The 15,361-nt window shown below is 64.9% G+C and carries 14 protein-coding genes; 9 read left to right on the top strand and 5 right to left on the bottom strand.

The window, feature by feature from the left end; genetic code table 11:
• The first annotated feature begins 48 nt into the window (after positions 1-48).
• Both rarD and ABE960_RS07710 read left to right on the top strand, forming a co-directional pair.
• Entirely contained in the window at positions 49-972 is a 924-nt protein-coding gene (rarD, locus tag ABE960_RS07715; RefSeq protein ID WP_349761663.1) for an EamA family transporter RarD, read from the top strand.
• A gap of 76 nt (positions 973-1,048) precedes the next feature.
• Complete coding sequence (locus ABE960_RS07710) at positions 1,049-2,197, top strand: NAD(P)/FAD-dependent oxidoreductase (RefSeq protein ID WP_349761662.1); 1,149 nt, start codon at positions 1,049-1,051, stop codon at positions 2,195-2,197.
• A gap of 40 nt (positions 2,198-2,237) precedes the next feature.
• Here the strand turns inward: ABE960_RS07710 and ABE960_RS07705 are convergent, their stop codons facing one another.
• Positions 2,238-3,512: an O-acetylhomoserine aminocarboxypropyltransferase/cysteine synthase family protein gene (locus tag ABE960_RS07705; protein ID WP_349761661.1), complete on the bottom strand. Its 1,275-nt coding sequence runs from the start codon at positions 3,510-3,512 to the stop codon at positions 2,238-2,240.
• A gap of 145 nt (positions 3,513-3,657) precedes the next feature.
• On the opposite strand from ABE960_RS07705, the gene ABE960_RS07700 reads away from it, so the two are divergent.
• The 3 genes from ABE960_RS07700 (at position 3,658) to ABE960_RS07690 (ending at position 6,606) form a co-directional block, all read left to right on the top strand.
• A complete protein-coding gene (locus ABE960_RS07700; protein ID WP_349761660.1) occupies positions 3,658-5,370 on the top strand; it encodes a SulP family inorganic anion transporter in 1,713 nt (570 codons plus the stop codon).
• 235 nt (positions 5,371-5,605) lie between these two features.
• A complete protein-coding gene (gene csiR, locus ABE960_RS07695) occupies positions 5,606-6,292 on the top strand; it encodes a DNA-binding transcriptional regulator CsiR (protein WP_349761659.1) in 687 nt (228 codons plus the stop codon).
• A gap of 41 nt (positions 6,293-6,333) precedes the next feature.
• A complete protein-coding gene (locus tag ABE960_RS07690; RefSeq protein WP_349761658.1) occupies positions 6,334-6,606 on the top strand; it encodes a hypothetical protein in 273 nt (90 codons plus the stop codon).
• Positions 6,607-6,661: 55 nt separating this feature from the next.
• Here the strand turns inward: ABE960_RS07690 and ABE960_RS07685 are convergent, their stop codons facing one another.
• Positions 6,662-7,417, bottom strand: coding sequence for a 5-oxoprolinase subunit PxpA (locus tag ABE960_RS07685; protein ID WP_349761657.1), 756 nt, complete (start codon positions 7,415-7,417; stop codon positions 6,662-6,664).
• 205 nt (positions 7,418-7,622) lie between these two features.
• Here ABE960_RS07685 and ABE960_RS07680 point away from each other — a divergent pair, with 205 nt between their 5' ends.
• From ABE960_RS07680 to ABE960_RS07665, 4 genes are all read left to right on the top strand, one after another.
• On the top strand, positions 7,623-8,624 hold the full coding sequence (locus ABE960_RS07680) for a TRAP transporter substrate-binding protein (RefSeq protein WP_349761656.1): 1,002 nt from the start codon (positions 7,623-7,625) through the stop codon (positions 8,622-8,624).
• Between the two features lie 171 nt (positions 8,625-8,795).
• Complete coding sequence (locus tag ABE960_RS07675; RefSeq protein WP_349761655.1) at positions 8,796-9,335, top strand: TRAP transporter small permease; 540 nt, start codon at positions 8,796-8,798, stop codon at positions 9,333-9,335.
• A 28-nt stretch (positions 9,336-9,363) separates the two neighbouring features.
• Positions 9,364-10,662 carry a TRAP transporter large permease gene (locus tag ABE960_RS07670; protein ID WP_349761654.1) on the top strand — a complete coding sequence of 433 codons (1,299 nt, stop codon included), beginning with the start codon at positions 9,364-9,366 and terminating at the stop codon, positions 10,660-10,662.
• A gap of 42 nt (positions 10,663-10,704) precedes the next feature.
• Entirely contained in the window at positions 10,705-11,223 is a 519-nt protein-coding gene (locus tag ABE960_RS07665; RefSeq protein WP_349761653.1) for a winged helix DNA-binding protein, read from the top strand.
• A gap of 3 nt (positions 11,224-11,226) precedes the next feature.
• Here ABE960_RS07665 and ABE960_RS07660 read toward each other — a convergent pair whose 3' ends face one another.
• The 3 genes from ABE960_RS07660 to ABE960_RS07650 form a co-directional block, all read right to left on the bottom strand.
• Entirely contained in the window at positions 11,227-12,423 is a 1,197-nt protein-coding gene (locus ABE960_RS07660; RefSeq protein ID WP_349761652.1) for an NADH:flavin oxidoreductase/NADH oxidase, read from the bottom strand.
• Between the two features lie 67 nt (positions 12,424-12,490).
• On the bottom strand, positions 12,491-13,315 hold the full coding sequence (locus tag ABE960_RS07655) for a hypothetical protein (RefSeq protein ID WP_349761651.1): 825 nt from the start codon (positions 13,313-13,315) through the stop codon (positions 12,491-12,493).
• 212 nt (positions 13,316-13,527) lie between these two features.
• Positions 13,528-15,357: a protein kinase domain-containing protein gene (locus ABE960_RS07650; protein ID WP_349761650.1), complete on the bottom strand. Its 1,830-nt coding sequence runs from the start codon at positions 15,355-15,357 to the stop codon at positions 13,528-13,530.
• Between the last annotated feature and the right edge of the window lie 4 nt (positions 15,358-15,361).

The raw sequence follows: 15,361 nt of genomic DNA, 5'->3' as shown, positions 1-15,361 counted from the left end.
TCCCTGATAGCTTGCTAATATTGGGCCACTTTTTGACCAGAGGCCACCATGTCCCTCTCGCCCGCGTCTCCCCGACATGAAAACGGCCAGGGTGTGGCCTTCGGCCTCACCGCTTATGCGATGTGGGGCTGCTTCCCGCTGTTCTTCGCCCTCTTCCAGGGCGTGCCCGCCTATGAGGTGCTGATCCACCGGGTGATCTGGTCCTGTGCCTTCCTGGCCGTGCTGGTCACCCTGCTCGGCCGCTGGTCGCCCATCCGCCAAGCCCTGGCGGAGCCCAGGCGATTGGGCCGAGTATTGGGCTGCGCCCTGCTGATCGCCCTGAACTGGGGTCTATTCATCTACTCGGTGGAGACGCGACACGTGCTGCAGGCGAGCCTGGGATACTTCATGACCCCGCTGGTCAACGTGGCACTGGGCGTGCTGGTGCTGCAAGAGCGTATGGCGCGCCTGCAGGGAGTGGCTGTGGGACTGGCCGTCCTGGCCATCGCGATCCAGCTGGTCATGCTGGGTGAGCTGCCGTGGATCAGCCTGGGACTAGCCTTCTCGTTCGGCACCTACGGCCTCTTGCGAAAGCAGGTGCCGCTCGACGGCCTATCGGGACTGTTCGTCGAGACCCTGTTGCTGCTGCCCCTGAGCCTCATGGCCCTGGGCTGGCTCGCCCAGTCCGAGCTCTCTCACTTTCTCCAGGATGGCTACATCCCTTTCCTGCTGATCGCGAGCGGTGTGATCACCGCCCTCCCCCTGCTGGCCTTCGCCGGCGCCGCTCGTCGCCTTCGCCTGGCCACGCTGGGGTTCCTGATGTACCTGAACCCGACCATTCAGTTCTTCATCGCCCTGCTGGTCTTCCATGAACCCCTGGAACCGGCAAAGCTGGCCACCTTCGTGCTGATATGGATCGGCCTGGCCCTCTACTCCTGGTCGGCCTGGGATTCCCATGCCCGGACGACGAGATCCCGGATCCCGGCGCGTTGAAACGCCCCTTCCCCGAGGAACCGTCAATCGCGATGAGCATATCGCCCGTCCCTGATCTTTCAGATACCATCGCGCCATGAAGCCCATAAAGCCTGACGCTGGACGCCCCCACCTGCTGCTGGTCGGCGCCGGACATGCCCACCTCCACCTGATTCGACATCGCGAGCGATTCGGGGAAGCCGAAGTCACCCTGGTCGACCCCGGTGGCTTCTGGTATTCGGGGATGGCCAGCGGCCTTCTAGGCGGACGTGACGCTGCCACCGAGGGTCGCCTGGATCCGGCCCGGCTGGCGGCGCGATACGACGTGATGCCGATCCGCGGTCGCCTGGCGAGCATCGATCCACAGGCGAAGGTCGCGCAGCTGGAAGACGGAAGAGAGCTCGATTTCTCGCTGCTCTCCCTGAATCTGGGCTCCATCACTCCTACCCCGGCACGGAGCACGCCGGGCCCTCATGTGTGGTCGGTCAAGCCGTTCGCTCAACTGGCGGCGCTGCGTCACTGCCTTGAAAGGGAATTTTCCCTGGGGCTCACGCCTCGGATGGTCGTCGTGGGGGGCGGAGCCAGCGGCGTGGAGGTCGCCTGCCAGCTCAGCGAGTTGGCCAGGCGCTTCAACGCCCATTCCGATATCCTGTTGGTGACCCGAGGCGAGCAGCTACTGGAGGGGGCTCCGAAGGGCGCCGTACGCTGGTTGATGCACCATCTCTCGCGTCTTGGCATCACGGTCAAGTTCGGCCTCAACGTCTTCGGTCATGCGCAGGGAGGCTTGACCTACACCACCCAGAGCGTCTCCTGGGGCGAGGATAGCCTGCAGTGGCTGGCGGCCGACCATGTCGTGTATGCCACGGGGCTGGTTCCGCCAGAGCTGGTCGAGCGATTGCACCTGCCGCTGATCCCCGGGCGCGGCCTGGCCGTCGAGGATACCCTGCAGAGCCCGGGCTACCCCGACATCTTCGCCATCGGCGACTGTGCGGCCCTGATGCAACATATGCTGCCGCGACTGATCATCCATGACCTCCAGCAGACAGCAGTGCTGCTCGACAACCTCGAGGCACGCCTGTCCGGAAAACCCCTGAGACACTATGTCCCCCAGCAGCTGGCGGTGACCATCCTCGACCTGGGCAGCAAGGGCCTCGCCATCCGAGGCCGACGCTGGTGGGGCGGGCGCCTGGCGGTGACCTTGAAGCGCTGGCTGGACCGCCAGGTCCTTCGCAAGTACCAGGCCTGAACAGACTCGCTGCCGAGACCAGAACGCCCCGCCACCCTGGCTATGCCTGGCTGGCGGCCAGGGCCTGGTCCAGGTCGGCAATGATGTCGTCGACGTGCTCGATGCCGATGGAAAGGCGCACCATGTCCGGACTGACACCGGCCGCCTTGAGCTCCTCCTCATTGAGCTGGCGATGGGTGGTGGCCGCGGGGATCGACGAGCAGGTCTTGGCATCGCCGATGTTGACCAGGCGAAGGATCATGCCCAGGGCGTCATAGAAGCGCGCGCCGGCTTCCAGGCCGCCATGGATACCGAAGCTGAGGATGCCCGAGGCGCGCCCGCCCATGTATCGCTGAGCCAGGGCGTGGTCCTTGTGGCTCGGGAGCCCGGCATACTGCACCCAGGTCACCGCGTCATGACCCTCCAGGTACTCCGCGACCTTGAGGGCGTTGTCGCAGATGCGCTCGATGCGCAGTGAAAGTGTCTCGAGGCCCTGCAACAGGTTCCAGGCCGCCTGGGCGGAGAGCGCCGCGCCCATGTTGCGCAGCGGCACCACCCGCGCGCGGCCGATGAAGGCCGCCTCGCCCAGGTCCCGGGTGTAGCAGACGCCGTGGTAGGAGACGTCGGGTTGGTTGAGCAGCGGGAAGCGGTCGGGGTGCTCGGCCCAGGGGAACTTGCCCGAGTCGACGATCACACCGCCAACGGTGGTACCGTGGCCGCCGATGTACTTGGTGGCGGAATGAATGACGATGTCGGCGCCGTGCTCGATGGGCCGCCACAGGAAGGGAGTGGGCACGGTGTTGTCGACGATCACCGGCACACCATGGCGATGGGCGGCCTCGGCCAGGGCGGCCATGTCCATCACGCTGCCCGAGGGGTTGCCCACGCTCTCGCAGAAGACCGCCTTGGTGCGCGCGTCGATCAGTGACTCGAGGCCGGCGATGTCGTCCTTGTCGGCGAAACGCACCTCGATACCCTGGCGCGGCAGGGTATGGGCAAAGAGGTTGTAGGTGCCGCCGTAGAGCTCACTGATCGAGACGATGTTGTCACCGGCCTCGGCGATGGTCTGGATCGCGTAGGTGATGGCGGCCATGCCCGAGGCCACGGCCAGGCCCGCGATGCCACCCTCGAGTGCCGCCACCCGCTGTTCGAGCACCGCACAGGTGGGGTTCATGATCCGCGAATAGATGTTGCCCTCGACCTTGAGGTCGAAGAGGTCCGCGGCGTGCTGGGCGCTGTCGAAGGAAAACGAGGTGGTCTGGTGGATCGGCACGGCCACGGCATGCTGGTCGTCGGGGGCATAGCCGTGGTGCAGGGCGAGAGTCTCGGGCTTCATGGCGTGTCCTTCTGCGTTGTGATGGGTATTCGCTGTTTCACTAGATGCTAACCAAGCCTGAACGTCGAGACCAATATCGTTTAGTCTGGTATTCATGCCTGCGGGTCCTCTCCCGTCGTCCCTGCCACCGACATGGCGTGTAAGGATGCTCAAGCGCTACCTCCCGATCCTCACCTGGCTGCCTCACTACACGCGCCGGCTGGCCGGCGCGGACCTGCTGGCCGGCGTGATCGTCACCGTGATGGTGATTCCCCAGTCACTGGCCTATGCCCTGCTGGCCGGGCTGCCGGCGGTGGTCGGGCTGTATGCGAGCATCCTGCCCCTGCTGGCCTACACCCTGCTCGGTACCAGCCGCACCCTGGCGGTGGGCCCGGTGGCGATCATCGCCCTGATGACCGGCGCGGCCCTCTCCGGCGTGGCAACGCCCGGAACGCCGGACTACCTGCAGGCCGCGCTCGTGCTATCGATGCTCTCGGGGTTGATGCTCACCGCCATGGGCCTGCTGCGCCTGGGCTTCTTCGCCAACTTCCTGAGCCATCCGGTGATCGCCGGCTTCCTGTCCGCGTCGGCGGTGCTGATCGCCGCCAGCCAGGCCGCCCACCTGCTCGGCATCGAGGCCAGCGGTTTCACCGCCCTGGAACTGGTGGCGAGCCTCGCCGGCCATCTGGAACAGGTCCACTGGCCGACCCTGCTCATTGGCCTCTCCTGCCTGGCCTTCCTTGTCGGCATGCGACGGCTGGGGGAGCGGATGTTCCTGGCGATGAGGATGCCGCAGGGCCTTTCCTCGCTGCTGGCCCGGACCGGACCGGTGATCGCGGTGATCGTGACGACGCTTCTGAGCTGGCGACTGCAACTGGCCGAACACGGCGTGGCGGTTGTCGGCGCCATCCCGGGCGGGCTGCCGCCGCTGACCCTGCCCCCCCTGGATCTGCCGCTGTGGCGAGCGCTGCTGATCCCGGCCCTGCTGATCAGCGTGATCGGCTTCGTCGAATCGATCTCCATGGCCCAGATGCTGGCCGCCAAGCGCCGGGAGCGGATCTCGCCCAACCAGGAGCTGCTGGGGCTGGGAGGCGCCAACCTCGCGGCCGCCTTCTCCGGCGGCATGCCGGTCACCGGGGGACTCTCTCGGACGGTGATCAACTACGAGTCCGGGGCGCGCACCCCCATGGCCGGCCTCTTCGCGGCGCTGGGCATCGGGTCGGTGACGCTGGCAATGACACCGCTGCTTCACCACCTGCCCATCGCCACCCTCGCTGCCACCATCACCGTCTCCATCCTGACGCTGGTGGACATTGCCCTGATGCGCCAGACCTGGCGCTACTCTCGAAGCGACTTCTCGGCAATGGCGGTGACCATCGTCCTGACCCTGGTGGAAGGTGTCGAGGCCGGGATCATCTCGGGGGTGCTGCTCTCCATCGCGCTATTCCTCTACCGGACAAGCCGTCCGCACAGCGTGCTGGTCGGGCGCATCGAGGGGACTGAGCACTTCCGCAGCGTCCAGCGCCACGAGACCGAGACCATCAGCCACGTGGCCATGCTGCGCGTCGACGAGAGCCTCTACTTCGCCAACGCACGTTATCTCGAAGACACCATCTACGCCCTGGTGGCAAACCGCCCCGAACTCGAGCATGTGGTGCTGATCTGCTCGGCGGTCAATCTGATCGATGCCTCGGCACTCGAGAGTCTGGATGCCATCAACGCTCGTCTCGATGACTCTCGGGTCACCCTGCACCTGGCCGAGGTCAAGGGGCCGGTGATGGACAAGCTCAAGCAGAGCGACCTGCTCGACACCCTGACCGGCAGGGTCTTCCTGAGTACCTATGCCGCCTGGTCCGAACTCCGTCACCGTCGTGACTGAGGGCACAGGTGATGCCAAATGGTGTGTCTACCGACCCGGCGGCGGCATGAGTCTCCGGATCACCTCACGGACTGCGGCGAAGCGCTAGACGGCATCCCACTGGCGACTGGCCTCGATGACCGGCAGAATGTCCATGATCCAGGCGTGTTTCCATGTTTTGACGTCTGCAGGCACGATTCACCATAGTGGCGATCATCGTTTACGTTGGCAGTCAGATTCAGGGAAGCCGCGAGTCATGGACACCACATCGAAACAGAACCTCGGCGTCAGTGCCTATCACTGGCTGAAACGCGACATCATCCGCGGTGCCTTCAGCCCCGGCGAGAAGCTGCGGATGACCGGCTTGAAGGAGCGTTACGGGTTGGGCATCGGCCCCCTGCGCGAGGCCCTATCGCAACTGGTGGCCGAGAGCCTGGTGGTGGCCATCAGCCAGCGGGGCTACCGGGTGGCGTCCATGTCGCTGTCGGAACTCGCCGATATCTACGACGCCCGGGCCCAGCTCGAGGGGCTCGTGCTGGAACTGGCCATCCAGCGCGGCGGTGACGACTGGGAGGCCGACATCCTCGCCAAGGCCCATACGCTGGCCAAGGTGACCGAGGTCAACAGCCCCGAGGAACTGCTCGAGGTGTGGGATGCACGCCACAAGGCCTTCCATACCGCCATTGCCGCCGGCTGCAACTCTCCCCACCTGCTGAAGGTCCGCGAGAGCCTCTTCGATCAGGTGGAGCGCTACCGCCACCTATGGCTGCGCGAGACGGTCTTCTCTGCAGAAGCCCTGGAAAGCAAGCGACGCGAGCATGCCGCCCTGGTCGAGGTCATCCTGTCGCGGGACGCCCAGGCAGCCGCCGAGATGATGCGCGAGCACCTGATGACACCGGTGCCGATCATCACCGAGGTCATGAAGGGGCGCGGCCTGGCCTGAGGCAATGGCGAAAGGCGTTCCCCTCGCCCGGCAGAGGCGTCATGATGGTGTCATGCGGCGTCGGGATACTGGACGTCGACCCACTCTCTCAGGAGATCACCACCATGCCCCACCTGCTGCGTTTTTCCCGCGAGATAGAGTCACGCCTCGAGAGAGCAAGCAAACATACCGGCATAACCAAGGCAGAATTGATCGAGCGCCTGGTGCAGGATGGCCTGACCGACCTGGAGGCCCAGTTACTGCTCGAGGATGCCGCATCCCGCACGGAGCGGAGCATCGACCAGTTGCTGCGCGAAAGCGGCCTGGGTGCCTGATGCCTAACGGCGATCCCCCACCGGCCAATGGCCGTATCCCGGCGGGGAGACGCCATCATGGGGCACTCTTCAGGTCGTTCAGTGCCTCGCGGATCGCCTGGATGGCGGCAATCGACTCGGGATTGTCGCCATGCACGCAGAGGGTGTCGGCGTCGAGCACCAGCTCGCTGCCATCACTGGCGGTCAGCGGCTCGCCGCTGGCAATGCGCCGTGCCTGGTCGACGATCACCTCGGTGTCGTGGTGCACCGCCCCGAGTTCGCGCCGCGAGACCAACCGCCCCTCGGGGTCGTAGGCGCGATCGGCAAATGCCTCGAACCACAGGGTGACACCGTGCCGCTGGGCCATCTCACGCGCTGCGGAAGTATCCCGAGTGGCCATGACCATCAGCGGCAGGCGGGCGTCAAAGGCGACCAGGGCGCGCATCACCGCGTCGAGCACCTCCGGTTCGCGCATCATGTCATGATACAGCGCCCCATGAGGCTTCACGTAGCCGACCTCCAGGCCCTCGGCACGGCAGATGGCGGCCAGTGCACCGACCTGGTAGAGCACCAGGTTCTCGACCTCCTCGGCCGAACAGGCCATCGAGCGACGCCCGAAACCCACCATGTCCGGATAGGCCGGATGCGCCCCCACGGTGACCCCATGACGGCTTGCCAGCCGCACGGTGATGCGGATCACGTCGGGGTCTGACGCGTGGAAGCCGCAAGCCACGTTGGCCAGATCCACATGCGGCATCACCTCGTGGTCCAGTCCCATCACCCAGGGACCGAAACTCTCGCCCATGTCGGCATTGAGCAGCAGGGTCTTCATTTCGCGTTCTCCAGAATCAGTTTTTTATAGCAATGATTTGTCAACGTTTTACCGGTAGAACATCGTTGACAATCCACCTCATGGAGGCCAACGCTGCTCCTGAACACTCGCTAGACTCATTCCTCGGCGGTTCGTATCCCGGCAACCTACACCACGCACTGTCGTCCCGAACCGATAACAAGACACCAACACGAGGAACCCCCACATGACTGTCCGTCTTCCCTCCCTTCTCCCGCTGACATCGGCCATGGCCATCGGTTTCAGCCTGGCCACCCTCGGCAGCAGCGCCCAGGCCGCCACCGAGTGGGATATGCCCACGCCCTATGGCGACATGACCTTCCATACCGTCAACATCCGCGAGTTCGCCGATGACGTGCGCGAAACCACCGATGGCGAGTTGGACATCACCGTGCATTCCAACGGTTCGCTGATCGGCCATGCCGAGATCAAGAACTCGGTACGCCGCGGCATCGTGCCCATCGGCGAGCTGATCATGTCACGACTGGCCAACGAGAACCCGATCTTCGAGGTCGACTCGGTCCCCTACCTGGCCGCCAACTACGAGGATGCCTGGACGCTGTGGGAGGCCTCCCGCGAGATCATTGGCGAGGAGCTCGAGAAGCAGGGACTGCGCCTGCTGTTCGCCGTGCCCTGGCCGCCCCAGGGCATCTACACCCAGAAGGAAGTCAACAGCATCGAAGACCTGCGCAATTCGAAGATGCGAGTCTACAACAGCTCAAGCGAGCGCCTGGCGGGACTGGCCAACGCCGTGCCGACCCAGGTCAACAACCCCGACATCCCCACCGCCTTCAGCACCGGCCGCGTCGATGCCATGGTGACCTCTCCGACCACAGGCGCCAACTCCAAGGCCTGGGACTTTCTGAGCCACTTCAACCATGCCCAGCTGTGGCTGCCCAAGAACATGGTGATCGTCAGCGAGAAGGCCTTCTCGCGCCTCGATGAAACGACCCAGCAGGCTGTCATCGAAGCGGCCGGGGCCGCCGAGCAGCGCGGCTGGGACATCAGCCGCCAGGAAACCCAGGAAGCCATAGCGACCCTCGAGGAGAACGGCATCGTCGTCAGCGAGCCTACGCCGGAGCTGGCCGAGGCACTGGAGAAGATCGGCAGCACGATGACCGAGGAATGGGTCGAGCGCGCCGGCTCTCAGGGCGCGCAGATTCTCGAGGCCTACCGCGGCGCAGAGTAAAGGCGTCCGACACTGCCTGAACCCCTGAGCAGAGCGCCGGTTTCGGCCGGCGCTCTCCTCCTTCCTCGCCCAGGGGCTCTATCGAGTCAGGTCTTCTCATGAGTACTCTCCTATAGATTCTCATATGGGCTCTCATGGGTACTCTGACAGGTACTCTCAAAGGTACTTCTCATGCAATTCCGACTCCGCCCGCTGTATGACATCGGGGCCTATGCCGCGGCCTTTTGCCTGTGTCTGATCTGCACCCTGATCACCGCCCAGATCCTCGGCCGGCTTGCCGACATGGTCGCGGCACAGCTGGGCATCGACAGCCTGGGTCTGACCATCCCCGGCCTGGCCGAAATCTCGGGCTTCCTGCTAGTGGGCGCCAGCTTCCTGGGGTTGGCCTACACCTTCGTCAATGGCGGCCATATTCGCGTGACCCTGCTGATCGGCCACCTTCCATCCAGGCTAAGGGTCTTCGTCGAGCTGTGGTGTCTGAGCCTGGCGCTCGTACTGGCAAGCTACCTGGCTTTCTATGAATATCGCCTGCTCGCCGACAGCATCGCCTTCAACGAGACCTCCTACGGGCTCCTGCCGATTCCATTATGGATTCCTCAGAGCGCCATGCTGGCCGGCACCGGCCTGTTCTGCCTGGCGCTGCTCGAAGCCTGGGCTTCCACCCTCGTCATTGCCCTGACTCGGCCTTCGACCTTTCAGGTCGATGAATAGTGGCCACGAATAAGCGCGGAGACTTCCCATGCTCGTCATGATGACCGTATTGCTGGTCGCCCTGCTTCTGCTGCTCGGCAGCGGCGTCTGGGTGGCTTTCTCGTTGATGGGACTGGCCTGGATCGCCATCAGCCAATTCAGCTCCGTTCCCACCGGCGATGTGATGGCCTCGGATATCTGGAGCGCCAGTCATAGCTGGGAGCTCACTGCCCTGCCGATGTTCATCTGGATGGGCGAGATCCTGTTCCGCTCGCGTCTCGCCGAGGACATGTTCAGCGGCCTCTCTCCCTGGATGCAGCGAATCCCGGGACGTCTGCTGCACACCAATGTGGTGGGATGTGGCCTGTTCGCCGCCGTCTCAGGTTCCTCCGCGGCCACCTGCGCCACCATGGGCAAGATGTCGATCCCCGAGCTGACGCGTCGCGGCTATGACGAGACACTGGTCATCGGCACCCTGGCGGGTTCCGCCACCCTGGGCCTGCTGATCCCCCCCTCGATCATCCTGATCGTCTATGCGGTGGCCACCGAACAGTCCATCGCCCGACTGTTCATGGCCGGCGTGCTGCCGGGCGTGATGCTGATCACCCTGTTCATCGGCTATCTGATGCTGTGGTCCTGGCGCTATCCTGACAAGGTGCCGCCGGCCGATGCGCCGATCAGCTTCACGGCCAAGCTGCGGGCGTCCCGGCGACTGATTCCGCTGTTAGCGCTCATCATCGGGGTCATCGGCTCGATCTATGCCGGTGTCGCCTCTCCCACCGAGGCCGCCGCCGTGGGGGTGGTGCTCTCGCTGCTGCTGGCGAGGCTGCAGGGCGCCATGAGCCGCGGCATCTTCATGGAGGCGCTGCTGGGAGCGGTCAAGACCTCGACCATGATCGCCTTCATCCTCGCCGGCGCCTCCTTCCTCACCGCGGCCATGGGCTTCACCGGATTGCCCCGCGAGCTCGCCGCCTGGATTGCCACCCTGGGCCTGTCGCCCTTCATGCTGCTGGCCGTGCTGACGATCTTCTTCATCCTGCTGGGATGCTTTCTCGACGGCATCTCGGTGGTGGTGCTGACCACCTCGATCATGCTGCCGATGGTCCAGGCCGCCGGCATCGACCTGATCTGGTTCGGCGTCTTCCTGGTGATCGTGGTGGAGATGTCGCAGATCACCCCACCGGTGGGGTTCAACCTCTTCGTGCTGCAGGGCATGACGGGACGCAATATCCTCTCGATTGCCTGGGCGGCCATGCCGTTCTTCTTCTTGATGATGCTGGGAGTGGTGCTGATCAGCATCTTCCCGGGTATCGTCACCTGGCTGCCCCAGGCCATGGGTAATGGATAAGTGAATGGATAAATGAATGCATGAGTGAGCAAGGAACCTCTCGTGACCCACGTACGGACACCCCGCGGACCCGTCGTCTCCTCGGAGCACCTCTCGCGCAGCGGCCAGGAGCTCTCGGAGTTCGAATTCGGACTGATCATCGCCGGCCACGCCTTCGAGCGCTGGATGGTGCGCTGCATGACGGCCACCGGCTACCCGCAACTCGGCATGCTCGATGTGCTGGTACTGCACAGCGTGAACCACCGGGAGCGCGCCAAGCGCCAGGCGGACATCTGCCTGGTGCTCAACGTGGAGGACACCCATACGGTGACCTATGCGTTGAAGAAGCTGGCCAGGCTCGGACTGGTGGAGGGCAGGAAGCACGGCAAGGAAATCTTCTTCCAGACCACCGAACTCGGCCGTGAGAGCTGCGGGCGCTATGCCGAGATCCGTGAGACCTGCCTGGTCGACTCCCTGGCCTCGATGGGGATCGAGCGCGAGGAGATGAGCCGACTGGCCGGCATGCTGCGGGCCATGTCGGGGCTCTACGATCAGGCCGCACGCGCCGCCGCCTCGCTGTAACGCTCAGAAGATGTTCGACCGCTCGTACTGTGTCGGCCATGCGACATTCTCTGCCTTGAGCGAGGCGGCGGCGCGCAGCGGCCACACCGGATCGGCCAACAGCGCACGCCCCAGCGCCACCAGGTCAGCCTGGCCATTGGCAATCACCGCCTCGGCGAGATCCGGGCTGTGGATCAGGCCCACCGCGCCGGTGGCCATGCCGGACTCCTGGCGCACCGTCTGGGCGAGCGGGATCTGGTAACCGGGGTGAATCGGTATCTGCTGGCGTGGGTCATTACCCCCGGAGGAGCAGTCGATCAGATCGACCTGACCTCGTTTGCGAAGCCGCGCAGCAAGGTGCACGGTGTCGGCGAGTGTCCAGCCGCCCTCCACCCAGTCGGTGCAGGAGAGCCGCAGAAACAGTGGCAGCTCATCGGGCCACTCTTCCCGCACCACCCCGATCGACTCAAGCAAAAAGCGAATTCGGTTATCGAACGAGCCGCCATAGGCATCCTCACGCCGGTTGCTCAGCGGCGACAGGAACTGGTGGATCAGGTAGCCATGGGCGCCATGCAGCTCCAGTGCCTTGAACCCTGCCTCCCGGGCCCGCCGAGTACTGGACTTGAGGCTCTCCAGTGAGGATTCGATCTGGGACGTGGTCATGGCGGCGGGCACCTGCCAGCCCTCGGCATAGGGCAGCGCGGACGCCGAGACCAGGTCTTCCCAGCCACCCTGCTCCGGACTCAAGGGATGCGAGCCCTCCCAGGGGCGCCCCACCGATGCCTTGCGGCCCGCATGCCCGAGCTGAATGCCCGGCACCGCCCCCTGCCGCTCGACGAAGGTCGCGATTCGCGCCAGCCGATCACGCTGCTCATCGTTCCACAAGCCCAGACAATGTGGCGTGATCCTGCCCCGCGGCTCGACATGTACCGCCTCGGTGAATACCCAGCCCGCACCACCGACGGCTCGCGCCCCAAGGTGCACGAAGTGCCATTCATCGGAGAGCCCGTCATGGCCGGAGTACTGGCACATCGGCGACAGCATGATGCGATTGCGTGCCTTGACCGACCGGAACTGCACCGGACGAAACAGGTAGGGGTTTGGGTCGCGGCGCAGGATGCGACGAGCATTCTCTCCGCCGGAGCGGGAATCGACGACGGTCTCGCGCTGGGTGGGGCTCTTTGCAGAATCTCGGTTGCCCGCATGGGGACGCTCGGACATGGGGACTGACTCCTGTTAAGGGTGGGCGCGACGGTCTTTGGCAGTGAGTGGGCCCGCGTCCGAGGGGCTAAGGCTCGTGCAGCGGAGGCTCGGCGTGCCCGCACTTTGCCAGGGTCCTTCGCACCCGCCGCTGACTGCTCAGGAACAGCATCGCACTCACGCCGATCGAGGCCGCAAGCGCCAGCAGGAAGGTAAGCATGGGCGGTGTGACGCTCGCCAGGAGCGCGGTGACGAGGGCGAAGGCCACCAGGCTCAGCATGCCCTGCTGGGCGGCACCCACGGTGGCACGTGCCACGTCGGGACCATATCGCTGATGCAGGGTCCAGCCGATGGTGAACAGACCGATCGGAAAGCCCACCAGCATCCCCGAGAGCAGCGGGCCGGAGCGGGCGGCCAGGGTGGTGGCGACGCTCACCAGCACGCCCGCCAGCAGGCCTCGCAGCACCAGGTCGAGCCATCCCGAAGTCGCCACGACCCCGGGCTGAGTCAGCCTGAATGCCCGCTTGACGATTTCGGCCAGCAGCAGCATGCCGGCATACAGCAGCAGCGCCACCCAGACACCGCCCGGCAACATCGAGAACAGCAGCGCTGCGGGAATCCAGCACAGCGTGGCCAGCCCCAGGCTGGCCAACGTCCCCATGCGCTGGGCAGTGGCCACGAAACACATGCTGAACAGCAGCGTGGCCACCAGCGCATGCAGGGTGGAGAGTGCGGCCGCCTCGATGAAGTCGGCTGACCGCTCCTGAAGCATGAAGAAATAACCGGGGCCCAGCACGATGGGCGTGCCGGCAAGGATTCCGCCAATTCGCGGGCCCAGCTTGCCAACCGAGATCGACACCCCGACCACCACCAGCGCGGTGGCGATCAGCTTGGCCAGCAGGACGCTCAGCATGGACGCGATGGTAGCAGGTGGATGGCCACGCTAAGGCTGGGTCGGCCGCGGGGCTGAAGACGGGCGGCATCGGCTGAGTTGGCAGGGAGGTTCATGGCGATATCATCGGCGTGGGCCCATCGGGTGAGGCGGTTACCACAGGCTATCGCATCGGGCCCGGGCAAGACAGGTCCGGATGCACGCACTGGCCTGGCCTGGTCCGCGACACCGTGCTAGCCGTTGCGCAGCGCCGATCGGGGGTCGCGGGGATAGAAACGCTCCGGCTGGCGCTCGATATGGGCGAAGAAACGGGTGTCCTTGTAAGGCATTTTCATGAAACCCGAGACCCCGAGACCCTCGATCAGCCCCACCGCATCGAGAATATCCTCGAGCCGTCGACGAAACTCCGCTTCCCGGGAGGGGTCCAGCAGCCGGTAGTGGCTATGGATCTTCAAGTGCTCGGGCAACGCCTCGAAGATGATCATGCCGGTGTGGTGGATGTCGTTGAGAGCTTCCAGTGAGGAAATGATCGGTTCCGGTAGTACCAGGAATTCCTCCGGGTCCGGGCCATCCTCGAAGTAGCTGTGCAATCGCGAACGGTCCTCCAGCTCGGGCACCGCGCTGACCTCGTAATGCAACCACATGCCGGGCGAGACCTCGAAGGGTCTCTCGACGCTCTCGCGATCCAGGTGCAGCGTATCGCGAGCATTGAACAGGCAGCTCTTGAAGATCCCCTGGCGGTGGATCGCCCGGGCCAGCGTCACCATGTTGTTGACCGCCGCGATGAAGGCCTCGCGTCGCCCGGGGTCGTGCAGGTTGAGCGAGGTGTCGATATACACGCCCTCGGCCTCCCAGCGCACCGCCAGCCCGCCGACGACCGGATACTTGCCCAGCCGACTGACCGCGGCAAGGAAGGCCTTCTCGGTCTCGCCCATGTTCTGCATGAAGTTCTTGTAGTAGCGATCGAGCTGGACGTCATTGACGTCGTTGAGGGTCTCGCGGCCGCCCTCCTCGCGCAGGAAAGACTTGCGCGAACTGTAGACGACGGTATCGATCTCCCGCCCGACCGGGTGACTCCAGACCGGCACCAGGGGCGTCTCCCTGGGTGCGGGGAGATCGAGCATGACCAGGCGACCGAGCCTCGGCATCTCGCGGATGAAATGGTCGCCGGCCCTCAGGCGGATACGCGGGTCGGGATCGAGCATGCCGTCGAGCATCCGAGCGAACTCCATGGGCAGTCCCAGCGAGGTGGCAGGGATGGCCCGGTGGCCGAAGCGACAGGACTGGGCCGAGGCCAGGGCATAGAGGGTGGCGGCCGCGCCCTGCTCGTCGAAGCGGGGCGAGGACAGGGCGCCGCCCAACTGCTCCTCGCCGATGAAGTAGACGTCTCCCAGGCGGGCATTGGTCTGCTGAAGGTTATCCGACATCAGCTCCATGACGCTGGTCGCCACGAACTGCTGATCGGCGTCGAGTTGGGCAAACACCGAGGACCCCCAGTCGATCAGCGCGATGCTCTCGTTCTCGGCATCGAAGACCAGATTGGAGGGCTTGATGTCTCCATGCACCACCGGCTTGCCGGCCGGTCCGCGCTCCCGGCGCAGGGTGCGCAGGATATCGGCGAGCTGGTCGGCGATGCGCACCACCAGGCGCGGTGACAGCCTCCCCTCGTGGAGCGAGACCTCCTCCAGGTTGAAGCCCGGGGCCCGCTGCATCACCAGGATCGACTGGCTGCGGACCCGCTGGAAGACGATGAGTTTTGGCACCCTCGGGTGGTCGACCTGCTCCAGCATGAAGGCCTCCTCCTCGAGGCGGTCCTGCAGTTGCTGGGACAGGTTGATCCGGGTGAACTTGAAGACGTACTCCTCGCCGATCCCGGTGAAGCCGGCGAACACGAAGCCATAGGCCCCCTTGCCGATCAGCTCGATGCTCCGATAACCCAGTTGCTCGAGCTGCGCCTGGCACAACGACACCCAGGCCTTCAGCTTGCGGGCGTCGTCGTGGCTGAGCAGGTAGATCGACTGCTCTTCCGGGATGTAGAACTGCTGAAGGGACGCCTGCGTCATTACG

It is taken from the genome of Halomonas aquatica (assembly GCF_040196335.1).
Lineage (GTDB): Bacteria > Pseudomonadota > Gammaproteobacteria > Pseudomonadales > Halomonadaceae > Halomonas > Halomonas aquatica.
This window is presented reverse-complemented; position numbering and strand designations above follow the sequence as displayed.